Origin of the sequence: Mariniflexile soesokkakense, assembly GCF_039650365.1 — a bacterium.
GTDB classification, from domain to species: Bacteria; Bacteroidota; Bacteroidia; order Flavobacteriales; family Flavobacteriaceae; genus Mariniflexile; species Mariniflexile soesokkakense.
The window spans coordinates 569709-593625 of record NZ_JAZHYP010000002.1 but is presented as its reverse complement, the minus strand read 5'-3'; the positions used below and the strand labels follow the sequence as shown (position 1 = coordinate 593625).

The window sequence follows — 23917 nt, the reverse complement described above, 5'->3', positions numbered from 1 at the left end:
TATTTAGCGATATAAAAAGGGAAACGCTTTCAGTTTTCTGTAGAAAGCGTAAATTTGCGCTTTCAAATTCGTCATTCCGAGCGAAGCGTGGGAATCTGTTTAATTATAGTTTCATATTAAAAGATTGCCACAGTCGCAAGCTCCGCTTAGGTATTTTCGATTAAAGTATATTTTAATCTCAATAACCTTCGCAATGACGTTAATATTTACAATTAAAAGGATGACATACAATTTCAACGAAATAGAAGCCAAATGGCAAAAATATTGGGCAAAAAACCAAACGTTTAAAGCTGAAAACAATTCAGTAAAACCTAAATTTTATGTGTTGGATATGTTCCCGTATCCAAGCGGTGCGGGCTTACACGTTGGGCATCCGTTAGGCTACATTGCTTCTGATATTTATGCACGTTACAAACGCCACAAAGGGTTCAATGTATTGCATCCACAAGGTTATGATAGTTTTGGTTTACCTGCTGAGCAGTATGCTATTCAAACGGGACAACATCCTGCTATAACAACTGCTGAAAACATAAAAACATACCGTCGCCAATTAGACCAAATTGGGTTTTCATTCGATTGGTCTCGCGAAGTGCGCACTTCAGACCCTAGTTATTACAAATGGACACAATGGATTTTTATTCAACTGTTCAATTCTTGGTATAATAAAGATGCTGATAAAGCGGAAGATATTTCAACATTAGAAAAAATATTTATTTCAGAAGGAAATTCAAATGTAAATGCAGTTTGTGATGCCGATATAATTTCATTTTCTGCGGAAGATTGGAATGCGTTTGATTCCAAAAAGAAACAACAAATATTATTACAATACAGATTAACTTATTTAGCTGAAACCGAAGTAAACTGGTGTCCTGCTTTGGGAACCGTTTTGGCAAATGATGAAATAGTAAACGGTGTTTCCGAACGTGGCGGACACCCTGTTATTAGAAAAAAAATGACCCAATGGAGTATGCGAATTTCGGCTTATGCTGAACGTTTACTACAAGGGTTGGATAAAATAGATTGGACAGATTCACTTAAAGAAAGCCAACGTAACTGGATAGGAAAATCGGTTGGTGCAGCTGTATCATTCAAGGTTTTAGCCAATAATGAAAACGAAAGTCATGCTGAGCATGTCGAAGCATCTCATGTTATTGATGTGTTTACTACAAGACCTGACACTATTTTCGGAGTAAGTTTTATGACCTTAGCTCCAGAACACGAACTAGTATCAAAGATTACGACTCCAGCACAAAAAGCCGAGGTAGAAGCCTATGTTTTAGCAACCGCAAAACGTAGCGAACGCGATAGAATGGCCGATGTAAAAACAATTACAGGTGCTTTTACAGGTGCGTATGCAGAACATCCGTTAACCAAACAACCCATTCCGGTTTGGGTTGGCGATTATGTTTTGGCAGGTTACGGAACAGGTGCGGTGATGTCCGTGCCATCTGGTGACCAGCGCGATTACGATTTTGCAAAACATTTCAATATACCAATTCCTAATATTTTTGAAGGGGTTGATATTTCAAAAGAAGCCTATGCTTCAAAAGACAATGTGGTGATTGCGAATAGCGATTTCTTAAACGGATTAAACTATAAAGAGGCGACTAAAAAAGCCATTCAAGAATTAGAAAAATTAGGTCAAGGCGAAGGAAAAACCAATTACCGTTTGCGCGATGCGGTTTTTAGTCGCCAACGTTATTGGGGCGAACCATTTCCAGTATATTATGTAAACGGCATGCCGCAAATGGTTGATGCCAAACATTTACCAATACGTTTGCCCGAAGTTGAAAAATATTTACCAACCGAAACGGGCGAGCCACCATTAGGAAACGCCACAGTTTGGGCGTGGGATTCTGTAAATAACAAAGTCGTTTCAAATGAATTTGTCACCCTGAGCGCAGTCGAAGGGTCTCATAACGGCATATATCCTTTAGAACTTAACACCATGCCAGGGTGGGCAGGAAGTTCGTGGTATTTTAACCGCTATATGGATCCCGATAATACCGAAGCATTCGCAAGCAAAGAAGCTTTGAACTATTGGAAAGACGTCGATTTATACATTGGTGGAAGCGAGCATGCCACAGGGCATTTATTGTATTCTCGTTTTTGGCAAAAATTCTTGTTCGATAAAGGCTTGGTGCCTGTGGATGAATATGCTAAAAAGCTGATTAACCAAGGCATGATTTTGGGGACTAGTGCTTATGTTGATGTTATTTCTTTAGAATTTATAGACAACGAAGGAGCTTATTTTTCAAGCAATAAATTTGACACTTTAATTAGTAAACGAATATCGGATTTTTACAATAAAAATTGTAAAAAAATTCAAAATTACTTTAATGATGAAAGTAAGAAAGAAGCAATAATAAAATCGTTAACTGATGAGGAAAAAGAGAATTTTACCTATTTAATAAAGTGTTTTGATGAATTTGCAGAAAAATTTGGCTGTAAAGAACCTTCTTATGGCTTGCCGTATAGAATTAGACCAGTTCTACTTGATATAAGTTTGATTGATGAAGCAAAGAATGAGATTCGTCTTGAGAAAATGGAGTCTGCATTAAACTTTACAAAGGTGGACAATGTTATAAAAGAATCAGATGGTACGTTTAAAGTAAAGCGCGAAGTCGAAAAAATGTCAAAATCCAAATACAACGTCGTTAATCCAGACCAAATTTGTGTTGATTATGGTGCCGATAGTTTACGTCTTTACGAAATGTTTTTAGGCCCCTTAGAACAATACAAACCTTGGAATACCGCTGGCATTACAGGTGTGCATGGTTTCCTTAAAAAACTTTGGAAATTGTATGTTGGTGAAAACGGACTGCTTGTAAATGATACAGAACCTTCAAAAGACAGTTTAAAAACCCTTCATAAAACCATTAAAAAAGTACAGGAAGATATCGAGAATTTCTCGTTCAACACCTCGGTTTCTACGTTTATGATTGCTGTAAATGAATTGACTGCTCAAAAATGTACGTCTAAAGAAATTTTAGAGCCTTTATTGGTTTTATTGTCGCCATATGCACCACATATTGCTGAAGAATTATGGAGCCAGTTAGGGCATAAAGCATCCATTTCAACAGTGCCATTTCCAACTTTTGATGAAAGACATTTAGTGGAAAGCAGTAAAAATTACCCGATTTCTTTCAACGGAAAAATGCGTTTCACCCTAGAACTGCCCATGGATTTTAACGCGCAACAAATTGAAGAAGCGGTTATGGCAAACGAAAAAACCCAAGAACAGTTACAAGGTAGAACACCTAAAAAAGTCATCATCGTTCCTGGTAAAATTGTAAATATTGTAGGTTAACGTCATTACTTTGTCATGTCGAAATGAGGTACGATTGAGACATCACATAATTATAAATCTTGGTGTTTTTATTATGTCATTTCGAACGAAGTTAGAAATGACAGTACGTTTATTTAATTTAAGAATAGTCCTAAATTGTATATGGATTTTACAGAAATTATTGGTTTTTCAGCAGCTATTTTAACAACAGCAGCGTTCTTACCTCAAGTTTATAAAACATGGAAAACCAAAGATGTTTCGGGTTTGTCTTTGCCTATGTTACTCATGTTTTTTATAGGCGTTTTTTTATGGCTGGTTTATGGTTTTTATAAAGAAAGTCCATCCATGGTTTCGGCAAATGCTATAACCGTTGTATCTGCTTTTTTCTTACTATACTTCAAAATTAAATACAGTAAAAAATAGTTAGAATCTCTCTTCTTTTATAACCTTTTTTGTTTCCTGGTCACGATTTGTATTTCCTATTAAACCTATGTATTTATGTAATTGCTAACAAAAAGTTAAATTTGATGATAATTATTCATCTAAAATAGCTTTTTTGATATTTTTTTCAATTCATTGTTTTAATATTGCATAGGTTTTAGACTAACTTAAAATATAATACTATGAAAATAGGTGTTCCAATAGAAATTAAAAATAACGAAAATAGAGTAGGTATGACCCCGTCAGGGGTGTTTGAGCTTACTAAAAGAAATCATGAAGTTTATGTGCAAAAAAATGCAGGCTACAACAGTGGTTTTTTAGATGAAGATTATTTGGGTGCTGGTGCTACTATTCTTGATACTATCGAGGAAGTTTACGGTATTGCTGAAATGATTGTGAAGGTGAAAGAACCTATTGAAGAAGAGTATCCTTTAATAAAACCAAACCAAGTGGTTTTTACTTATTTTCATTTTGCATCAAGCCAAATGCTTACCAATGCCATGGTTAAAAGTAAATCTATTTGTATTGCTTATGAAACGGTTGAAGATGCCGATGGTACGTTACCGTTATTAATTCCTATGTCTGAAGTTGCAGGTAGAATGTCGGTTCAACAAGGGGCTAAATATCTTGAAAAGCCTATTATGGGACGTGGTATTTTACTTGGAGGTGTTCCGGGAGTGCCTCCTGCAAAAGTACTTATTTTAGGTGCAGGTGTTGTAGGTTATCAGGCCGCAAAAATGGCAGCAGGTTTAGGTGCAAGCGTGCATATTTTGGATATTAATATGAAAGCATTACGCTATGTGAGCGATTCGATGCCAAATAATGTGGTTAGTGAATTTTCAAGTGAATACAACATTAGAAAACATATAAAAGATTCCGATTTAATTATAGGCGGCGTACTTATAAAAGGAGCCAAAGCGCCAAAGTTAATCACTAAAGACATGCTAAAAGAGATGCGTCCTGGTACGGTTATGGTTGATGTAGCTGTAGATCAAGGTGGTTGTTTTGAAACCACAAGACCAACAACGCACCAAGACCCTACCTATATAATTGATGATGTAGTGCATTACAGTGTTGCGAATATGCCTGGAGCTGTTCCTTATACATCTACTATGGCATTAACCAATGTAACTTTGCCGTATGTTATAAACTTGGCAAATCAAGGTTGGGAAAAAGCGTGTGAAAACAGTGCGTCTTTAGCAAAAGGATTAAATATTGTAAAAGGCGATATTGTTTATAAAGAAATAGCGGAAGCTTTCGATTTAGAGTTTGCTGAAGCGTAATAATAGATTAAAAATACATAAATTAAACCCTAAGAAATTGTCTTGGGGTTTTTTAGTTTCAGAATTTAACTGACAGAATATCATTTTCATAAATTTGGCGTTATTTTTGTTATATTTAAGTAGTGATTTAAAATTTAAAACAATGATTGGATATTATATATTATTAGGAGCCATTGCGCTTGTTAGTTGGTTAGTAAGTAGTACTTTGAAGAAAAAGTTTGAAAAGTACTCGAAAGTACAATTGCGTAATGGAATGAGTGGAGCAGAAATTGCCGAAAAAATGTTGGCAGATCACGGTATTACCGACGTTGAGGTGATTTCAACCCCAGGACAATTAACAGACCATTATAACCCGAAAAACAAAACGGTTAATTTAAGTGAGTCAGTTTACAACCAACGTAACGCAGCTGCGGCAGCTGTTGCTGCTCACGAATGTGGGCATGCGGTACAACATGCTCAAGCTTACGAATGGTTAAAAATGCGTTCAGCTTTAGTGCCTGTTGTTAGTGTGACTTCTGGTATGTCACAATGGGTGGTAATTGGCGGATTAATGTTAGGAGCTGCTGCAGGTTTAGGTATTGGTTATTATGTGGCCGTTGCTGGTTTAGTGATGATGGGCTTTGCAACATTATTTAGTTTTATAACTTTGCCTGTCGAATATGATGCGAGTAACCGTGCTTTGGCTTGGTTAAAAAACAAAAACATGGTGTCTCAACAAGAGTATGCAGGTTCTGAAGAAGCTCTTAAATGGGCAGCAAGAACTTATTTGGTAGCGGCTATTGGTGCTTTGGCATCGTTAGTATATTGGGCGCTTCAAGTATTTGGAGGCTCTAGAGATTAATATTAAAAAAATATAAAAAAGAACCGAATTCTCAATTTTTATGTAAGAATTCGGTTCTTTTTTATATCTTTAATTTAGAAACCTTAACTAAATAAGAATTTATGGAAAACTTAGTTGAAAACAAATTAATGGTAAGCCAACTTTCAGAAGTTGATAAAGTTGCTTTTTATAAAAAAACCTATTCGCATGTTGCGGGTGGTGTTTTAGTATTTATTCTTTTTGAATATTTGTTGCTGCAAAGCGAAACTATTGTAAATTTTGCTTTATCAATGGCGCAAGGGTGGCGTTGGTTAATTATGCTGGGTGGTTTTATGTTTGTAACCAACTACGCTGAAAAAATGACTTTGAAAACACCTGATAGGAACAAGCAATATTTGGCCTTCGGGCTTTATATTCTGGCAGAAGCCTTCATTTTTGTACCACTTATTTATATTGCTGCTTTTTATATGGATTCAGGTCCGGAAATATTAAATCAAGCAGCAATCGTAACTTTGGCATTATTCACTGGTTTGTCGGCCATCGTTTTTGTAACTAAAAAGGACTTTTCATTTTTAAAAGCAGGTTTAACCGTTGGTTTTTTTATCGCCATTGGACTAATATTAGCAGGATCTTTATTTGGTTTTAATTTAGGACTTTGGTTCTCGGTAGGGATGTGTATATTGGCAGCAGGATCTATCCTGTATCAAACCTCGAACTTGGTGAACAATTATTCAGATGATCAGTATATTCCAGCAGCATTGGGCTTATTTGCCTCATTGATGCTTCTGTTTTGGTACATACTTAGTATTTTTATGTCTAGAGACTAAAACAAAAAAATTATAACTTTAAAGCTCTGACCTATTTCAGGGCTTTTTTTGTTTCTTTACTTTTTCAATATTAATTTATAATGAATAATCCGCTAGCATATTACGAAAAGCACTTAGGAAGCTACAAAACAGAAGCGCATAAGTTGTATAATAAAATGACTGCTTTAAGTGTTAGCCGCTTGTTGGTTTTTGTATTTACAGGTTTAGGTATTCACATCTTTTTTGAACACTGGCAATTAGCCATTTTTGTAGGGGTTGCAGGGATTGCTACTTTCTTATATTTACTGTCAAAGTATAACGATGTTAAAGCTGAAAGGCAGTTTAATGAAGCTTTGGTTGTTATTAATGAAGATGAAATAAAAATAGCTTTGGGCGATTTCCATAATAGGGATACAGGCTTGCCATTTCAAGATGCGAATCATTTTTATAGTTTAGATATCGATTTATTCGGTCGTGGGTCTTTTTTTCAATTTATAAATAGAACTACAACCAAAGAAGGGGAAAAAGAGCTTGCAGATGCCTTAAAAGCTAATAATATTGATACTATTGTTTTAAGACAAGATGCTATAAACGAGTTAAACAAAAAACCAGAATGGCGCCAGTATTATTCTGCAACATCCAGTTTGGTGAAAGTAGAAACACCTGTAAAACAAATTATTAATTGGTTACAAAACTATCAGTTATTCTTGCCAAAAACGGCAAAATGGCTTCCTTTAATCTTTACAATCATTTCGGTGCTAATTATAGGATTGGGATTTTTTGGAGTAATAGCTCCAATTTTTATTGGCTATTTGCTGCTTATTGGTTTGGGTGTCTCGGGTATGTATGTGAAAAAGGTAAATGTGCTATCTTCAAATAGCGATAAAGTTAAAGAAACCTTCCGTCAATACGCATCACTTTTGGATTTGATTGAAAACGAGACTTTTTCTTCGGAATTATTAAAACAAAAACAACAGCAAATTCAACAGGAGGAAAAAAAAGCCTCTGTAATTTTTAATGATCTTTCCAAAACATTAGATGCTCTAGACAACAGAAACAACCTGATAGGAGCTATTTTTGGAAACGGATTTTTTCTTTCGGATATAAAAAACAGCTATCATATCGAGCAGTGGATAGCGCGTCATGCCAACAAAGTAAGTGACTGGTTTGAAGTGGTATCGTTTTTCGATGCGTATAACTCTTTAGGGAACTTTGTGTTTAATCATCCTGATTTTGTGTTTCCAACTATTGAAAAAAATAAAGTGGTTGTAAAAGCAGAAAGTTTAGGGCATCCCCTATTAAATAAAAACAAACGAGTAGATAGCGATTTAACTATAGAAAACGAGCAATTTTTTATAGTAACGGGCGCGAATATGGCTGGAAAAAGTACTTTTTTAAGAACGGTATCTTTACATATTGTAATGGCAAATGTAGGCTTGCCGGTTTGTGCAAAATCCAGTAGCTATTCGCCAGTAAAACTGATTACAAGCATGCGAACTACAGATTCGTTGACCGATGATAGTTCGTACTTCTTTTCTGAATTAACCCGTTTAAAATTTATTGTTGAAGCGATAGTAAAAGAACCTTATTTTATTGTTTTGGATGAAATTTTAAAAGGAACCAACAGCACCGATAAAGCCATCGGTTCAAGAAAATTTGTTGAAAAATTGGTAGCTTCAAAAGCAACGGGTATAATTGCTACGCACGATTTAAGTTTGTGCGAGATTGATAAGGAATTAGAAGATGTTAAAAACTATTATTTTGATGCTGAAATTATTAACGATGAACTTTATTTTGATTACACCTTAAAAGAAGGAGTTTGTAAAAATATGAACGCCTCTTTTTTATTGAAAAAGATGAATATTGTATAATTTAGAAGCAGAAGACGAGCGTGCCAACACCCAACACTTAAATCTAACACCCAACACAAATGCATCACCAATCTAAACTTCCAAATGTAGGTACAACCATTTTTTCGGTAATGAGTGCTTTGGCAACTAAGCATGGCGCTATCAATTTATCGCAGGGTTTTCCAAATTTTAAAAGCGACCAAAAATTAATCGATTTGGTAAGTAAAGCTATGAATTCAGGTTATAACCATTACGCGCCTATGAAAGGGAATTCAGAACTACGTGAAGCTATTGCTAAAAAAATGGAGTTGCTTTATAATTCAAGTTATCATCCAGAAAATGAAATTACGGTAACTGCTGGGGCAACTCAGGCCATTTTTACTATTATTGCAACTTTTATTAAACCCAACGATGAGGTTATTGTTTTTAAACCAGCTTATGATAGTTACGAACCAAATGTCGAGTTAAATGGCGGAAAGGTAATACCCATTCAACTTCAAGCTTCTGATAATTTCAAAGTGAATTGGACGGAAGTGAAGGAAAGCATTAATAATCAAACCAAAATGATTATTATTAATTCGCCACACAACCCAACTGGGTCTGTTTTTTCAAAAGATGATATGCTTCAATTGGAAAGTATAACAAGAAACACAAACATTATCGTGTTAAGTGATGAGGTTTATGAGCACATGATTTACGATGGCGAAACTCACCAAAGCGCTTGTTTGTATCCCTATTTGAAAACCAGAAGTTTTGTTGTGGCTTCCTTTTGTAAAACCTTTCATAATACAGGTTGGCGCATCGGGTATTGTTGCGCACCTAAAGAGCTCATGCAGGAATTTTTAAAATTGCATCAGTTTAATGTGTTTTGCATTCATCATCCCACTCAAAAAGGTATTGCTGATTATATGCAAGAACCAAAACATTATTTAGAATTATCAGAATTTTATCAGAAAAAACGGAATTTATTTTTAAATTTAATCAAAGATTCTAAGTTTAAATTTACACCATCAAAAGGCACCTATTTTCAAGTGTTAGATTATTCGGAAATAACACAGGAATACGATGTTGAGTTTGCGAAACGACTAACCATAGAATCTGGAATTGCCTCAATTCCATTGTCCGTATTTAATAGTAATAATGTAGATAACAAGGTGCTTCGATTTTGTTTTGCCAAAACGGATGATACATTAAAACAAGCAGCCGCTATTTTGAACAGTATTTAGGTGACTTTTTTAGTATTTAGAAGTCTAAAAAGTAAAGAACACTTTAAATTATAGATTATGAAATTATTTGCAGTATTAGTATTTTTAGGCTTGACCATTAGTGTTCAAGCGCAGGAAGTTAGTTTTAATGGAACGACCTATGAAATAAAAGGAAAAACTATTTTATTAGATGAAGCAGATGTAACAACAACGCTTTCTGTGGAAGAACAAACAGGTGTTTGGGAAGCATTTAATAAACAAAATGCTTTAGACAAAGAACTCGAAGCAGCTGAAAAGGCTATTAAAAAAGCTGAAAAAGAGCAAAAAAAGGCGGAAAAGAAACAGAAAAGAGCCGAAAAAGAATTGAAAGCTAGAGAAAAGGCTCAGTCTAAATTTGAAGACGCTAGTGAGGATTACAACGATGCTATAAAAAAATATGAAAAGCTAAAAAGGAAAGGTAAATTATCGCCTAATGACGAAGCAAAGTGGCTAGAAAAAATAAATGATTTAAAAGAAGATATTGATAAAGCAAAAAGAAAGCTTTAGCTCTTAACCCAATATATGCAAGACCAACTTAAAGTAGCCTTAATACAATCTGATTTGGTTTGGGAAAACCCAAAGCAAAATCGGAAAAATTTTTCTGAGAAAATTGAAAGTATTTTAAACGAAGTAGCTGTTATTGTACTGCCCGAAATGTTTGCAACTGGTTTTACTATGAAAACCGAAACTGTTGCAGAAACCATGGACGGGAAAACGGTTGCTTGGATGAAGAAACAAGCTGAAAAAACAGGAGCAGCCATCGTTGGGAGTCTTATTATTTCTGAAGATGGAAACTATTATAATCGCCTGCTTTTTGTAGAACCATCAGGAGTTATTACAACTTACGATAAAAGGCATACCTTTACTTTAGCTGGGGAAGATAAAGTATATTCAGCAGGCAAGGAAAAAGTAATAATAACTTATAAAGGGTGGAAATTTTGCCCTTTGGTTTGTTATGATTTACGTTTTCCTGTTTGGGCAAGAAATGTAGAGAATTATGACGTATTGCTGTATGTTGCAAATTGGCCAAAGCCTAGAATTTTAGCTTGGGATACCTTGCTAAAAGCAAGAGCTATTGAAAATATGAGTTATGTTGTGGGCGTTAACCGGGTAGGTTTAGATGAAGCGCAGAATGAATACTCTGGAAACTCGGCCGTGTATGATGTGTTGGGTAATGCCATAACAGCTATAAAACCAAATAAAGAACAGATTGAAGTAGTTGCTCTAGAACGCAACCATATCAATTTTTACCGTAATAAACTCAAGTTTTTAGATGATAAAGACGAATTTATTCTGAAGTAAATTCCAAAGTTTCGGGGTAACCCCAATCGGCACGCACTTCTATTTCTTTAAAGTGACTTACCCGTTCTGGTTGTATTTTTTTAAGATAACTACCCGTGTCATATTTGCCATTGCCATTTGCATCATGGATTACCCTAATATAATAGGTGCTTGGTTGTAAATTTAAAAAATCGATAGTTTCAGGTTTGGTAGTGTGTTTTTCAGCTTTAACTTCACCTTTATCAGTTGTTAGTTGAACAATAAGGGGGTATTTTGCATTTACCAACGTAAAACGTACAAAACCAAAATCGGATGCTTTTCTGGTGGTTAAATTAAAGTTTAAGGTATCATTTTTAGTGTCAAAAAAATCAGTAAAAGCTTCAGGTAAAACCAGCATTTTATAACTGTTTTCATCTGTCTTTTTAAAGTTGAAAGCATAGGTATTGTTAATGGAATCAAATTCTGATGTAAAATTAATTTTTATTGAATCTTTATCAATAAGATTGATTTTAGAAGCATCAAAATGAACGAATGGGATATTCCCAGTAATTCTAAAAGGCTGATCTACTCCAATAACTCCAGAAGGAATGGTTTTAATGATTAGCGAATCTTTTTCCTGTTTTCTAATTTTTACTGTGTAATCTTTATCAAAATCAGTGTGAGATACATTTAAAATAAGAGAGTCTACTTCAAGTTTGGGTTTGTACCAATAATAAATGGTGTCTGTTTTCTCGTCTTTTGTAATGCGGGATTTAAAGTCGGCAGTAGTTTTAGACTTTAAATTAACTTTCATTTTGCTGTAATCGCCCTCATACCCAATAGCTATTTTTTGTGTAGCCGCTATTTGTGGTCGGTTAGCTTTAAAATCGAGTTCTTCATTAAACAATTTAAGTGTATAAAGTGAATCGTTTGGTACCGTAATAAAACTTTTATAAAAAGCTATTTGGTCGGTTTTTTGTTGAAACTTATTATCGCTATTGCCATCTTTTAAAGCTATGAGCATATACTTTCCGGCTTTAATATTTTCAATAGAAAAAGTTGTTAAGCTATCTAGCGTATTGGTAATGTATTTAGGTGCTTTTTTATAAATAATAGAATCGGTAAACGTAGAATCTACTTCGTAAAGTGCCACATTTACAAACGTTTCAGGTTGTCTTTTTAAAGCATCAATAATGTTTCCTTTAACACTAAGCGAATCGATGTAACTTCCTGTAGAAAACACATATCTGTAGTATGGATACGGATTACCTTCGTTGTTATCGGTGATACTGTTCCCAAAGTTAAACGCATAAGTGGTATTAGGTTGTAGCGTATCGAAAATTTTAATGGTTATGTATTTACTAGCGCCACCAAGTGGTGTTATTTCGGGCGGGGTATTCATTGGCGGTGAAATAATAAGTTGCTTTTGAATGTCTTTAATTTTTACATACTCATCAAAATATATTTTAATAACCTTACCCTTAAAACTAGTGCTGTAATTTTTTGGAAGTTCGTCCACGATTTTAGGAGGCGTTTCGTCTTTTGGGCCACCGTCGGGCGTTCCTCTGTTGGCACAGTTTACAAAAACAAGGCCTAAAAAAATCAATAAAATAAAACTTGAAAGGGTTTTGTTCATCGCCAATTTTAAATTTTGTACAAACCTACATAATTTTAAAGATATAACGATTAACTCTTTATGCTATTGCTATGGTAGCAATGCTAATTTTAATGTTTTTTGCATGATTCAAAACGGTAATACAGGCTTCTAAAGTAGCTCCGGTAGTAATAATATCATCTACCAACAAAATGTGTTTATTTTCTAGTGGTTCAGGATTTTTTACGGCGAATAATTCATCGGTACTGTTCCAACGTGAGAGCCTGTTTTTAATGGTTTGCGATTGGGTATTGGTTACTTTTATAAGTACATCATCTATATAATCGGCTTCCAAAGCTTTGGCAATTTGTTGTCCGAATTTCGTAACCTGATTATAACCCCGCTTTTTAAGCTTTTTTTCATGCAATGGTACTGGAATAACCACATCAACCGTCTTATAGTCATCCAAAGTTTTTAATTCACCACCAAGCCAGTTTCCTAAAGAATATCCAACAGTTTCATAACCTTTATACTTCAAACCATGAATAAGTTGCTGTACCAATCCTTTTTTTTCAAATCTAAAAAGTGCCGTGCCATTTTCAATATTGGCGCGTCCATAAAGTACTTTTTTAACCGAATCATCATCATCAAAATGAAAATTAGTCACGGGTAAATCATGCCTGCAATTTACACAAATAGTGTCCTCATTATCATTCAGTAAGTTTAGGCATGCATAGCATACTTTTGGGAAGAATAAATTGACTATGGGTTTTAGCATAAAATACAATCATAATTATTTGGGCGTTACCATAAGGGTCGGGCTTTACGCACTCGCTTTTTTGTTCCTACCGTCGCAAAAAGAGCTCAAACAAATGCTTCAATCCCTAACGCATTTAAAAATAAGCAAATTCACACTTAATTTTTAACAAAGAACGCATTTAGTTTGGTTCGGTTTTTTATTTTTGCACCATGGCAAATAACGAAGATCAATTTAAAAAAGTAATCTCTCACGCAAAGGAGTACGGTTACGTGTTTCAAAGTAGTGAAATCTACGATGGATTAAGTGCAGTTTACGATTACGCACAAAACGGGGCGGAACTAAAGAAAAACATTCGCGACTACTGGTGGAAAGCCATGGTGCAAATGAACGATAATATTGTAGGTATTGATGCGGCCATTTTTATGCACCCAACCACTTGGAAAGCTTCAGGACATGTTGATGCGTTTAACGACCCGTTAATTGACAATAAAGATTCAAAAAAACGCTACAGAGCCGATGTGTTAATTGAAGACTATTGCGCTAAAATTGAAGCAAAAATTGATAAAGAAGTTGAAAAAGCTGCAAAACGTTTTGGTGAATCTTTTGATAAAGAAGAATTTGTTACCACCAATACCCGTGTTGTAGAATATCAAGAAAAAATAAATATTACGCTTTCGCGTATGGCAAAATCTTTAGAAAATGAAGATTTAGCTGATGTAAAAGCGTTGATTGAAGAACTGGAAATTGCCGACCCATTAACAGGTTCTAGAAACTGGACCGATGTGAAACAGTTTAACTTAATGTTTGGAACCAAATTAGGTGCTTCTGCTGAAAATGCGATGGATTTATATCTGCGTCCAGAAACAGCTCAAGGTATTTTTGTAAATTTTTTAAATGTTCAGAAAACAAGCCGATTAAAAATTCCTTTCGGAATTGCACAAACGGGAAAGGCGTTTAGAAATGAAATTGTGGCGAGACAATTTATTTTTAGAATGCGTGAGTTTGAACAAATGGAAATGCAGTTTTTTATTAAACCAGGCACCCAAAAAGAATGGTTTGAACACTGGAAAGAAACCAGAATGAAATGGCATTTAAGTTTAGGCATGGGAACGGATAATTACCGTTTTCACGACCATGAAAAATTAGCACATTACGCCGATGCTGCCACCGATATTGAGTTTAAATTCCCATTTGGGTTTAAAGAATTAGAGGGTATCCACTCACGCACCGATTTCGATTTAAGTCAGCACGAAAAATTCTCAGGTAAAAAATTACAGTATTTTGACCATGAAGATAATACGAGTTACACACCATACGTATTAGAAACATCTATTGGTTTAGACCGTATGTTTTTAGCCGTTTTCTCAAATTCTTTAGTTGAAGAAGAATTAGAAAACAATACAACACGTACCGTTTTAAAATTACCAGCAGTTTTAGCGCCCATAAAAGCAGCGGTGTTACCTTTGATTAAAAGAGACGGTTTACCAGAAATAGCAAAACAAATTGTAAATGATTTGAAATGGGATTTTAATGTAGATTACGATGAAAAAGATGCGGTAGGGCGTCGTTATAGAAGGCAAGATGCCAACGGAACACCATTTTGTATTACTGTAGACCATGATACTTTAGAAAATAATACTGTTACCATTCGTCATAGAGATTCTATGGAACAGGAGCGTGTTAAAATTGAAGATTTAAGAAACATTATTAAGCAAGCAGTTGATGTGCGTACTTGGCTAATGAAAATGTGACAAACGTAGTTTGTCGTGCTGTCCCGATAGCTATCGGGATGGTAACTACAAACTACAAAATATTAACTATTTAAGGAGTTGTAGCCAAGGTATGAGACATGTTTTTCTTTAAATTGAATCCCAAAAGTTTCTAATTCTTTTAAAATAGGGTTGTAAACTTCTTTGGTAATGGGCATTTGTACGCCCGGGGTTATTATTTTTCCATTTAAAATGGCAAGTGTAGCCATAGCAACGGGCAAGCCAACGGTTTTTGCCATGGCAGTATAGGTTTGGTCATCGCCAAGAACAACCATATTAGCATCAATTTGGTATGTTTTACCATCTTTTTCGTAGCCAAATTTATGGTACATTACTATCATGTCCTTATCGTTTTGGCCAAGTGTCCAACTATCCATTAATATTTTTTGAAGTATTTGTGCTGGGGTTGCCCTTTTTAGGCCTATTGGTTTTTTGGCATTAAAAATATCGAGTTCTACTAGTTTTTCCCAAACAATATCATCTTGGTCAATTTTTAATTGATGTCTTAGCTTTAGTTCTACCGAATCGGATGGACTGTAAGGTAAAAAGGCGTTTACAAAATCGCGGTAGCTCATGTTTTCGCTATCGTCTAAGGTGTAGCTGTCGTCGGTCATTCCTAGGGTTACAAAAATATTCCACGCTCTGCAAAATCCAACCCGCCTAATGGTGCCCCTAAATAAGGTTTTTACCCTATCTAGACCATAAACACTTTGGTATTTAAGTGAATCTCTATTGGCATAAACTTCAAAATGACCAAAATTATCAATATCTAAAAACTCGGTACGCCTAAACAAGCGGTGGTATGGAATGTATTTGTAGGTGCCTTCTTGTAAAAATTTTGCAGCGCCACCTTGCCCTGCAATAACCACATTTCTGGGGTTCCATGTGAATTTGTAATTCCAAAGATTGTTATCACTTTCCGGGGAAATTAATCCGCCTGTAAACGACTCAAACAAAACAACGTTCCCGCCTTCGTCTCTAATACGGTCTAAAACCTGCATAGCGCTCATGTGGTCTATACCTGGGTCTACCCCAATTTCGTTCATAAATACAAGCCCTTTGGCTTTAACATCGGCATCCAATACTTGTATTTCGGGACTAATATATGATGCTGTGACCATGTTCTTTCCGAATAAAACACAATCTTTAGCAACTTCAATGTGTAAACTTGCGGGTAACATGGAAATTACTATGTCGGCATTTTTTATGGCATTTTTTCTTAAAGTTTCATTAAAAATATCCAATAAAATAGTTTCGGCGTTTTGATGATTGCCAATAAGTTTTTTAACGGCATCAATATTTAAATCACCTATTGTAATAAACAGATTTTCGGAAACCGATTTATCTAATAAATATTTTAACAGATAGGAAGTAGATTTTCCAGAACCAATAACCAAAATCTTTCGCATAGTGATATTTGTTAAGTAATTTTGTAGCAGCTAATTTAGTAAATACACCAAGCATTTATTATAAAACATATATTAATATGAACAAGACAATATTAATTACAGCTTCTATTTTAGGAATAACAGGTATTATTTTGGGCGCGTTTGGTGCGCATGGTTTAAAACAGTTGATTTCAGTAGAAGCACAACAAACTTTTGAAACGGGCGTACGCTACCAAATGTATCATGCTATTTTATTGTTGTTTTTAGGTAATACAATGCTTGTTAGATATAAAAACAAAAAGAAAATCTATTATTTAACTTTAATAGGTGTTTTGTTGTTTTCAGGTTCTATTTATGGATTGGCCACAAATGCTTTAACTGCCTTCGATTTTAAATTAATTGGGTTTATAACGCCTATTGGAGGTTTGTTTTTAATACTGTCTTGGATATTTATATTTATTAATTTCTTGAAAATGAAACAATAAAATAAGAAAAATATAAAAATAATATATTAATTTTGAGTAATATATAATTTACACTACTATTATGATGAACTATGACCAGATTCCGAAGACGGTTTCGTTGGAAAAATATGGAATAAAAAATTCAAAAATTAAATATCAACTGTCCCCAGAAAAACTTCATGCGATTGCTGTTGAAAAAGGTCAAGGTGTTGAGGCGTCATCTGGAGCTTTAGCCGTAAATACCGGAGAATTTACAGGACGCTCTCCAAAAGATCGATTTATTGTTGAAGACGATATAACCCGAGAGCGAGTTTGGTGGGGCAATATTAATATTCCGTTTGATGCTGCTAAGTTTGATGCTTTATATGATAAGGTAGCAGCTTATTTATCGAACAAAGAAATTTTTGTTAGAGATTGTTATGCTTGTGCCGATGATAATTATAAATTGAATATTCGGGTTGTAAATGAATACCCGTGGAGTAATCAATTTGCCTATAATATGTTTTTGCGTCCAACCGATGAGGAATTAAAGACTTTTAAATTGGAATGGACCGTGATTAATGCGCCTGGTTTTATGGCAGATCCTAAAGTGGATGGTACCCGACAACACAACTTCGCTATTTTAAATTTCACTAAAAAAATAGCACTTATTGGTGGTACTGGTTATACTGGTGAAATTAAAAAAGGGATTTTTTCTGCGCTGAATTTTATTCTTCCAGTATATAAAAACACGCTGCCAATGCATTGTAGTGCCAATGTAGGGAAAGATGGCGATACGGCTATTTTCTTCGGTTTATCTGGGACAGGAAAAACGACGCTTTCTACCGACCCCAATAGAAGTTTGATTGGCGATGATGAACATGGTTGGACTGCTGAAAATACGGTGTTTAATTTTGAAGGGGGTTGTTATGCAAAAGTTATAAACTTATCAAGAGATAACGAACCTGAAATTTATGATGCCATAAAAAAAGGAGCGATTCTTGAAAATGTTGTTTTGGATGACAATAGTGATGTAAAGTTTGAAGACACATCTATTACACAAAATACACGGGTTAGTTATCCAATAAATCATATTGAGAATATACAGGTTCCTTCAATCGGTAAAAACCCAAAAAACATCTTCTTTTTAACTGCTGATGCTTTTGGAGTGTTGCCTCCAATTTCTAAATTAACACCAAGTCAGGCTGCGTATCATTTTATATCGGGTTATACGGCTAAGGTGGCAGGAACTGAAGCTGGTGTTTTAGAACCAACACCTAATTTTTCAGCTTGTTTTGGTGCGCCCTTTATGCCTTTACATCCAGCAAAATATGCCGAAATTCTAAGTAAAAAAATGATAGAGTCGGGGGTTAATGTTTGGTTGGTGAACACAGGATGGACGGGTGGCCCATACGGGGTTGGAACCCGAATGAAATTGAAATACACCCGTGCTATGATTAATGCTGTTTTAAATGGCGATTTAGGCCTGTATAACTATGATAATTACCACATACATTCTGTATTTGGTGTGGCGCAGCCTAGAGAATGTCCAGGTGTTCCAACAAGTGTTTTAAGCCCAAGAGCGACTTGGAATGATGATGAAGCTTATTATACAACAGCATTTAAATTAACCAATGCATTTCGTGAAAATTTCAAAAAGTTTGAAGCTTTTGCTAGTGAGGAAATTAGACGTGGCGGTCCGCAGCGATACGCGTTTTAATTGTAAACAAAAAGGGATGATTTTTTTTAATCATCCCTTTTTTATTTTGATAATAGCTTATTTTGCTTTATTTGCTTTTTCAATATATTTTTCTAAAGCCATCGTCATAGAAGGTGTTTCAGGTGTTGGTGCTGCAATATCTACACGTAATCCTCTTTCTTCAACAGCTTTAATAGTAGTTTCTCCAAATACCGCAATACGGGTTTCATTTTGTTTAAAATCGGGGAAATTATGAAATAATGAATCAATGCCAGAAGGACTAAAGAATACCAAAATATCGTAGTAAACATCAGCTAAATCAGAAAGGTCACTAATAACTGTCTTGTAAAAAATGGCTTGTTTCCAATCTACACCCAAGGCATTTAAAGTGTCTGGCACTTCATCCTTAACTTTATCTGTGTTGGGCATTAAAAATTTCTCGTCTTTATATTTTTTAATTAAAGGCGATAATTCAGAAAAAGTACGTTTTCCAACATAAATTTTGCGTTTTCTGTACACTACGTATTTTTGAAGATAAAAAGCAACAGCTTCAGACTGGCAAAAATATTTCATAGAATCGGGTACTTTAAATCGCATTTCTTCGGCAACCCTAAAAAAGTGGTCTATAGCATTTCTACTGGTTAAAATAATAGCAGTATAATTATTTAGGTCAACTTTTTGTTGTCTAATTTCTTTTGCAGAAACCCCTTCAACGTGAATGAAAGGCCTAAAATCTATTTTTACTTTTTGTTTTTCTATTAAATCGAAATAAGGCGAGTTTTCTATTTTAGGTTCTGGTTGAGATACTAAAACGGTTTTCACTTTCATAGGCGCAAGTAGTTAATTCTTCTATTTTGAAATGATTACTTTGTACAAAATGATACACGGTGCGATTTCAAGTGCGCAAAGATATAAAATAAAATAAAAGAAGTTGTGTTTTATTAAACTTTGATGCGCTTTAAAAGACGTAACGAGTCCTATTAAGATTACAATAAACAATAAAATAACACTAACATAAAAAAAAGTTAATGTGGGTTTGAAACTAAACAGCAACAAGGCGTTAATGGGTATAAGCACAAGACCCAAATAGTTTTTGTAACTTATTTTTTGAAATAGGTACTGGTCTATCATGGCATCCATTTCAAAAAGGCTGCCAATAAGCCGTTCAAGAAACACTTTTATTAAAATAAATACGCTAATACCAAAAGAAATTTTAAACATGGTATCTGGCGAAATGGTATTGGTGTTTGTGAAAAATTTAAAGCTTATAAAGCAAAAAAGAGATACTGAAATAATAAGGTTAACAAATAGTAAAGCATCAAATTTGTCGAAAAATTTCTGTTCGCGCGAATAAATTTTAAGGTATTTTGAGTTTCCCAAAACAGAAATAAAATCATTAAATCGTTTGGGAGATGCTAACTTTGCTGTAGCAATAAGAGCCATTCCCACCACAAGTAAGATAGTAAAAAAATCGTTTGATATAATATCCCTAAGCATATTGTAAAATTATTATAAATTTTTCAGAAGAAGGTTTAATTATTAAGGAATATTTAAAATAAATAAACAGCTAATAATGTACATTTGCTAAAAATTAATCCATTTTCGTTAAAATATAAGAATGACTGATACGATTGTTATCATTCCCACATACAATGAAATAGAGAATATTGAGGCTATAATAAAAGCAGTATTTTCTCAATCGGATGCTATTCATGTTCTTGTTGTTGATGATAATTCGCCAGATTTAACAGGTTTAAAAGTAAAGGAACTCCAAAAAGAGTTCCCTGACAAGTTGTTTTTAGAAGTTAGAAAGTTGAAATCTGGGTTGGGGACGGCTTATATTCATGGATTTAAGTGGTGCTTGAAAAGAAATTATCAATATATTTTTGAAATGGATGCCGATTTTTCGCATGACCCAAAGGATTTGGTGAAGTTGCATCACGCATGTCATGTTGAAGGTGCTGAGTTAGCTATTGGTTCGAGGTACGTAACTGGTGTTAATGTGGTTAACTGGCCTATGAATCGGGTGCTTATATCGTATTTTGCATCTAGGTATGTGCGAGTTATTACTGGTATGAAAATACACGATACAACAGCCGGCTTTGTATGCTATAAACGTAAGGTGTTGGAAACGATAAATTTAGACAAAATTAAATTTATTGGTTATGCCTTTCAAATTGAAATGAAATTTAAAGCTTATTTAAAAGGATTTAAAATAACTGAAGTGCCTGTAATTTTTACAGATAGAACATTAGGGGAATCAAAATTAAGTTCAGGAATAATATCTGAAGCTATTTTTGGGGTTATTTCTATGAAATTAAAAAGTCTATTCAAAAAGTAGATACCATTATGAAACCAAAAAAAATACTTATTAAAAATGCCCATATTGTAAACGAAGGGGCTATTTTTAATGGCGATATATTAATTGAAGGCGAATATATTAAAGAAGTTAGCGACTCAATTAGTGCAAAATCTTCAGATGTGTTTGTTATTGATGCAGAAGGAAAGTATTTGTTGCCAGGAGCAATTGATGATCAAGTACATTTTAGAGAGCCAGGGTTAACTCAAAAGGCTACTATTGAAACTGAAAGTAAAGCAGCCATAGCAGGGGGTATTACCTCATTTATAGAGATGCCCAATACCAACCCGCAAACAACTACTATTGAAAAATTAGAAGAGAAATTTGAAATAGCTTCTAAAACATCATCGGCAAACTATTCGTTTATGTTTGGTGGCACGAACGATAATTTGGAAGAAATTTTAAAAGTAGATGCCAATAGCGTTGCTGGATTAAAATTGTTTTTAGGGTCTTCAACAGGAAACATGTTGGTTGATGATGCCAAAGTGCTAGAGAAAATTTTTAAAAGCACGAACTTGCTTATTTCGGTACATTGTGAAGACGAGGCCACTATACAAAAGAATTTTCAAGAGCATTTAGATAAGTTTGGGGATGAAATTCCTATAAAATACCATCCTATAATTCGAAGCGAAGAAGCATGTTATTTATCATCTTCTAAAGCTATTAAATTAGCCGAAAAAACAGGAGCTAGACTGCATGTGTTCCATCTTTCCACAGGAAAAGAAACAAACTTATTTAGTAACAAAATTCCTTTAAAGGATAAAAAAATAACTGCCGAAGTTTGCATACATCATTTGTGGTTTTCAGATGAAGATTACGATAAAAAAGGAACGCTTATAAAGTGGAATCCTGCGGTAAAAACTGGTGAAGACAGAACGCAATTATGGGAAGCCTTACTAGATGATAGAATTGATGTTATTGCTACAGATCATGCTCCACATACTTTAGAAGAGAAGAAAAACGTTTATACTAAAGCCCCTTCCGGGGGGCCTTTGGTGCAACATGCTTTGCCTGCTATGTTAGAAATGCATCATAAAGGTAAGATATCCATAGAAAAAATTGTTGAAAAAATGTGCCATAACCCAGCTATTTTATTTCAGGTTGAAAAGCGTGGTTATATTAAGGAAGGCTATTTTGCCGATTTGGTTTTGGTAGATTTAAACAATCCATGGACCGTAAACAAAGATAATATCTTATACAAATGTGGCTGGTCGCCGTTTGAAGGCACCACGTTCAGGTCAAGAATTACCCATACTTTTGTAAATGGTAGTTTGGTATATCAAAATTCTAAATTTAATGATGTAAAGGCTGCTAAAAGATTAACTTTTAACAGGTCATGATAAAACGATTAATACTTAGTTTAAGTCTTGTTTTACTTGTTGTAGCTTGTAATAGTTTTGGGGGGCCAAAAAAACCAAGCAATTTGATTTCCAAAAAAACCATGGTTAACATTTTGATTGATGCTAGATTAATGGGGTCAGCTACTACTATTAACAAAAAAAAAATGCAAGAGCATGGTATTGCGTTGGAAAGCTATGTTTTTGAAAAATATGGCATAGATAGTTTACAATTTGCCTTAAGCAACGAGTATTATGCTTATCATATAAATGATTACGAAGAAATTTACAATACCATTACAGATAGTTTAGAAAAGCTTAAAAAAGTTTTAAACGAACAGAAGTTAAAAGAAGAAAAGGAACAGAAAAAGCGCGATAAAGATTCAATAAATGCCTTGGAAGTTAAAGATTCATTAGGTGTAATTGTGAAAAAGAATACTTTAACTGAAGATTTATTAAAAAAGAAAATTAAAGAAGATACTGGTATTTTAATTAATCCTGCTTCAAGTACAAATCGCCAATCTCTAAAATAGTTTCCTTAATATCTTTAAAATTATAACTTAATACAGCTTTAAGTTTGGTGCTGTTGTAGTTTTTTTTAGACATTAAAGAGCTTGTAAGGTGTTTTGTTAATTGTCTTTTTTTGCCAGTTAATTGGTATTTTAACCAATCTAATTTCCAAGATATATTTAATAAAAAGGAATTCGCCAGTTTTTTTGGAGGTGTTGTTTTTACAGATTGTGCTAAAGTTTGCAAAAATTGTTTGTAAGTCCAGTTTTCGGCAACTAATAGAAAGCGTTCGTTGGTGATATCGCTTTTCATTAATCGAGTCATAACAATTACCACATCGTTAACAGCAATAAGTCCAATAGTTCCGGATGTGTAATATTTTAAACCTTTATGCGCTTTTTTGAATAAACTGCCCGAGCCAAAGTGCCAAATGCCGGCGCCTAAAATAACCCCGGGATTTATAATTACGGCGTTTAAGCCTTCTTGTGTACCACGCCAAACTTCCATTTCTGCCCCGTATTTAGTAATGGCGTAAATGTTATTGTCGTCTTCTGGATTCCAAATGGTTTCTTCCGTAATGGGGTTATTATTAAGCGTTTTTCCCAATGTAGCAATCGAGCTAACATGGCAAAGTTTTTTAATGTTATTTGAAATACAAAAATTTACAATATTGGCGGTGCCTTCAATATTTGTTTTTCTTAAAAGCGGGTATTTGTGAGGTTCAAAAGATACAAAAGCAGCACAGTGATACACATGAGTAATATCTTTAAATGCTTCGGTTAAAGCAGGAATATCTAAAATATCGGCTTGTACCCATTCAATAGTTTCAAAAAGTGATGCATAGTTGCTTGTATACGTAGCAAAAACATTTTTTACTTGTTCTATTTTGCGTTCACTTCTATAAATAGCCCGAACATTTTCGTTATTACTTACAAGCCTGTAAAGCAAATGCGAACCCACCAAACCTGTACCTCCTGTTACTAAAATCATGCGACTAAAATAGTGAATATTTGGTCTGGGCAATAGTTTTTGGTTATCGTTTGTTTTAAACTTTAAAACTTTCAA

General features: G+C 34.3%; 21 protein-coding genes. 15 read left to right on the top strand and 6 right to left on the bottom strand.

The window, feature by feature from the left end; genetic code table 11:
- Positions 1–220 precede the first annotated feature (220 nt).
- From VP395_RS06325 to VP395_RS06285, 9 genes are all read left to right on the top strand, one after another.
- Entirely contained in the window at positions 221–3310 is a 3090-nt protein-coding gene (locus VP395_RS06325; protein WP_346240906.1) for a leucine--tRNA ligase, read from the top strand.
- A gap of 141 nt (positions 3311–3451) precedes the next feature.
- Entirely contained in the window at positions 3452–3712 is a 261-nt protein-coding gene (locus VP395_RS06320) for a SemiSWEET family sugar transporter (RefSeq protein WP_346240905.1), read from the top strand.
- Between the two features lie 200 nt (positions 3713–3912).
- On the top strand, positions 3913–5013 hold the full coding sequence (gene ald / locus VP395_RS06315; protein WP_346240904.1) for an alanine dehydrogenase: 1101 nt from the start codon (positions 3913–3915) through the stop codon (positions 5011–5013).
- 142 nt (positions 5014–5155) lie between these two features.
- A complete protein-coding gene (locus VP395_RS06310) occupies positions 5156–5854 on the top strand; it encodes a zinc metallopeptidase (RefSeq protein WP_346240903.1) in 699 nt (232 codons plus the stop codon).
- A gap of 101 nt (positions 5855–5955) precedes the next feature.
- A complete protein-coding gene (locus VP395_RS06305) occupies positions 5956–6660 on the top strand; it encodes a Bax inhibitor-1/YccA family protein (RefSeq protein ID WP_346240902.1) in 705 nt (234 codons plus the stop codon).
- Between the two features lie 80 nt (positions 6661–6740).
- The gene (locus VP395_RS06300) at positions 6741–8510 is read left to right on the top strand and encodes a MutS-related protein (RefSeq protein WP_346240901.1); all 1770 of its coding nucleotides are present in this window, start codon (positions 6741–6743) and stop codon (positions 8508–8510) included.
- Between the two features lie 59 nt (positions 8511–8569).
- Positions 8570–9715, top strand: a complete 1146-nt coding sequence (locus VP395_RS06295; protein ID WP_346240900.1) for a methionine aminotransferase — start codon at positions 8570–8572, stop codon at positions 9713–9715.
- A gap of 57 nt (positions 9716–9772) precedes the next feature.
- Positions 9773–10240 (top strand): hypothetical protein, encoded by a 468-nt coding sequence (locus tag VP395_RS06290; RefSeq protein ID WP_346240899.1) that lies wholly within the window; start codon positions 9773–9775, stop codon positions 10238–10240.
- Positions 10241–10255: 15 nt separating this feature from the next.
- Positions 10256–11035 carry an amidohydrolase gene (locus VP395_RS06285; RefSeq protein WP_346240898.1) on the top strand — a complete coding sequence of 260 codons (780 nt, stop codon included), beginning with the start codon at positions 10256–10258 and terminating at the stop codon, positions 11033–11035.
- On the opposite strand, the gene VP395_RS06280 is transcribed toward VP395_RS06285, so the two are convergent.
- Both VP395_RS06280 and VP395_RS06275 read right to left on the bottom strand, forming a co-directional pair.
- On the bottom strand, positions 11022–12629 hold the full coding sequence (locus tag VP395_RS06280) for an Ig-like domain-containing protein (RefSeq protein ID WP_346240897.1): 1608 nt from the start codon (positions 12627–12629) through the stop codon (positions 11022–11024). The two genes, VP395_RS06285 and VP395_RS06280, sit on opposite strands and share 14 nt — an antisense overlap.
- Positions 12630–12687: 58 nt before the next feature.
- Positions 12688–13365, bottom strand: a complete 678-nt coding sequence (locus VP395_RS06275) for a ComF family protein (RefSeq protein ID WP_346240896.1) — start codon at positions 13363–13365, stop codon at positions 12688–12690.
- A 191-nt stretch (positions 13366–13556) separates the two neighbouring features.
- Here VP395_RS06275 and VP395_RS06270 point away from each other — a divergent pair, with 191 nt between their 5' ends.
- A complete protein-coding gene (locus VP395_RS06270) occupies positions 13557–15098 on the top strand; it encodes a glycine--tRNA ligase (protein WP_346240895.1) in 1542 nt (513 codons plus the stop codon).
- A 62-nt stretch (positions 15099–15160) separates the two neighbouring features.
- On the opposite strand, the gene VP395_RS06265 is transcribed toward VP395_RS06270, so the two are convergent.
- A complete protein-coding gene (locus VP395_RS06265; RefSeq protein WP_346240894.1) occupies positions 15161–16525 on the bottom strand; it encodes a saccharopine dehydrogenase family protein in 1365 nt (454 codons plus the stop codon).
- Between the two features lie 77 nt (positions 16526–16602).
- On the opposite strand from VP395_RS06265, the gene VP395_RS06260 reads away from it, so the two are divergent.
- Together VP395_RS06260 and pckA are read left to right on the top strand one after the other, a co-directional pair.
- Positions 16603–16989, top strand: a complete 387-nt coding sequence (locus tag VP395_RS06260) for a DUF423 domain-containing protein (RefSeq protein ID WP_346240893.1) — start codon at positions 16603–16605, stop codon at positions 16987–16989.
- Positions 16990–17050: 61 nt separating this feature from the next.
- Positions 17051–18667, top strand: a complete 1617-nt coding sequence (gene pckA, locus VP395_RS06255; protein WP_346240892.1) for a phosphoenolpyruvate carboxykinase (ATP) — start codon at positions 17051–17053, stop codon at positions 18665–18667.
- 57 nt (positions 18668–18724) lie between these two features.
- On the opposite strand, the gene VP395_RS06250 is transcribed toward pckA, so the two are convergent.
- Positions 18725–19474: a uroporphyrinogen-III synthase gene (locus VP395_RS06250; RefSeq protein WP_346240891.1), complete on the bottom strand. Its 750-nt coding sequence runs from the start codon at positions 19472–19474 to the stop codon at positions 18725–18727.
- Between the two features lie 21 nt (positions 19475–19495).
- On the bottom strand, positions 19496–20143 hold the full coding sequence (locus VP395_RS06245; protein WP_346240890.1) for a DUF4271 domain-containing protein: 648 nt from the start codon (positions 20141–20143) through the stop codon (positions 19496–19498).
- A gap of 121 nt (positions 20144–20264) precedes the next feature.
- Between VP395_RS06245 and VP395_RS06240 the strand changes: the two genes are divergently transcribed.
- Genes VP395_RS06240 through VP395_RS06230 form a run of 3 tightly spaced genes read left to right on the top strand, consistent with a single transcriptional unit; the run spans position 20265 to position 22875 of the window.
- Positions 20265–20987, top strand: a complete 723-nt coding sequence (locus tag VP395_RS06240; RefSeq protein WP_346240889.1) for a polyprenol monophosphomannose synthase — start codon at positions 20265–20267, stop codon at positions 20985–20987.
- 8 nt (positions 20988–20995) lie between these two features.
- Positions 20996–22345, top strand: a complete 1350-nt coding sequence (locus VP395_RS06235; protein ID WP_346240888.1) for a dihydroorotase — start codon at positions 20996–20998, stop codon at positions 22343–22345.
- A complete protein-coding gene (locus tag VP395_RS06230) occupies positions 22342–22875 on the top strand; it encodes a DUF4296 domain-containing protein (RefSeq protein WP_346240887.1) in 534 nt (177 codons plus the stop codon). The genes VP395_RS06235 and VP395_RS06230 overlap by 4 nt, the downstream gene beginning before the upstream one ends.
- On the opposite strand, the gene VP395_RS06225 is transcribed toward VP395_RS06230, so the two are convergent.
- Positions 22835–23917, bottom strand: coding sequence for an NAD-dependent epimerase/dehydratase family protein (locus VP395_RS06225; protein ID WP_346240886.1), 1083 nt, complete (start codon positions 23915–23917; stop codon positions 22835–22837). The genes VP395_RS06230 and VP395_RS06225 overlap by 41 nt on opposite strands.

What these genes read in the sequence shown, in the direction of transcription:
- VP395_RS06235 (WP_346240888.1), top strand. Translation starts at nt 20,996, where the DNA reads ATGAAACCAAAAAAAATACTTATTAAAAATGCCCATATTGTAAACGAA.
- VP395_RS06290 (WP_346240899.1), top strand. Translation starts at nt 9,773, where the DNA reads ATGAAATTATTTGCAGTATTAGTATTTTTAGGCTTGACCATTAGTGTT.
- VP395_RS06280 (WP_346240897.1), bottom strand. Translation starts at nt 12,629, where the DNA reads ATGAACAAAACCCTTTCAAGTTTTATTTTATTGATTTTTTTAGGCCTT.
- VP395_RS06260 (WP_346240893.1), top strand. Translation starts at nt 16,603, where the DNA reads ATGAACAAGACAATATTAATTACAGCTTCTATTTTAGGAATAACAGGT.
- VP395_RS06240 (WP_346240889.1), top strand. Translation starts at nt 20,265, where the DNA reads ATGACTGATACGATTGTTATCATTCCCACATACAATGAAATAGAGAAT.
- pckA (WP_346240892.1), top strand. Translation starts at nt 17,051, where the DNA reads ATGATGAACTATGACCAGATTCCGAAGACGGTTTCGTTGGAAAAATAT.
- VP395_RS06250 (WP_346240891.1), bottom strand. Translation starts at nt 19,474, where the DNA reads ATGAAAGTGAAAACCGTTTTAGTATCTCAACCAGAACCTAAAATAGAA.
- VP395_RS06270 (WP_346240895.1), top strand. Translation starts at nt 13,557, where the DNA reads ATGGCAAATAACGAAGATCAATTTAAAAAAGTAATCTCTCACGCAAAG.
- VP395_RS06320 (WP_346240905.1), top strand. Translation starts at nt 3,452, where the DNA reads ATGGATTTTACAGAAATTATTGGTTTTTCAGCAGCTATTTTAACAACA.
- VP395_RS06310 (WP_346240903.1), top strand. Translation starts at nt 5,156, where the DNA reads ATGATTGGATATTATATATTATTAGGAGCCATTGCGCTTGTTAGTTGG.
- VP395_RS06305 (WP_346240902.1), top strand. Translation starts at nt 5,956, where the DNA reads ATGGAAAACTTAGTTGAAAACAAATTAATGGTAAGCCAACTTTCAGAA.
- VP395_RS06265 (WP_346240894.1), bottom strand. Translation starts at nt 16,525, where the DNA reads ATGCGAAAGATTTTGGTTATTGGTTCTGGAAAATCTACTTCCTATCTG.
- ald (WP_346240904.1), top strand. Translation starts at nt 3,913, where the DNA reads ATGAAAATAGGTGTTCCAATAGAAATTAAAAATAACGAAAATAGAGTA.
- VP395_RS06285 (WP_346240898.1), top strand. Translation starts at nt 10,256, where the DNA reads ATGCAAGACCAACTTAAAGTAGCCTTAATACAATCTGATTTGGTTTGG.
- VP395_RS06325 (WP_346240906.1), top strand. Translation starts at nt 221, where the DNA reads ATGACATACAATTTCAACGAAATAGAAGCCAAATGGCAAAAATATTGG.
- VP395_RS06230 (WP_346240887.1), top strand. Translation starts at nt 22,342, where the DNA reads ATGATAAAACGATTAATACTTAGTTTAAGTCTTGTTTTACTTGTTGTA.
- VP395_RS06295 (WP_346240900.1), top strand. Translation starts at nt 8,570, where the DNA reads ATGCATCACCAATCTAAACTTCCAAATGTAGGTACAACCATTTTTTCG.
- VP395_RS06245 (WP_346240890.1), bottom strand. Translation starts at nt 20,143, where the DNA reads ATGCTTAGGGATATTATATCAAACGATTTTTTTACTATCTTACTTGTG.
- VP395_RS06300 (WP_346240901.1), top strand. Translation starts at nt 6,741, where the DNA reads ATGAATAATCCGCTAGCATATTACGAAAAGCACTTAGGAAGCTACAAA.
- VP395_RS06275 (WP_346240896.1), bottom strand. Translation starts at nt 13,365, where the DNA reads ATGCTAAAACCCATAGTCAATTTATTCTTCCCAAAAGTATGCTATGCA.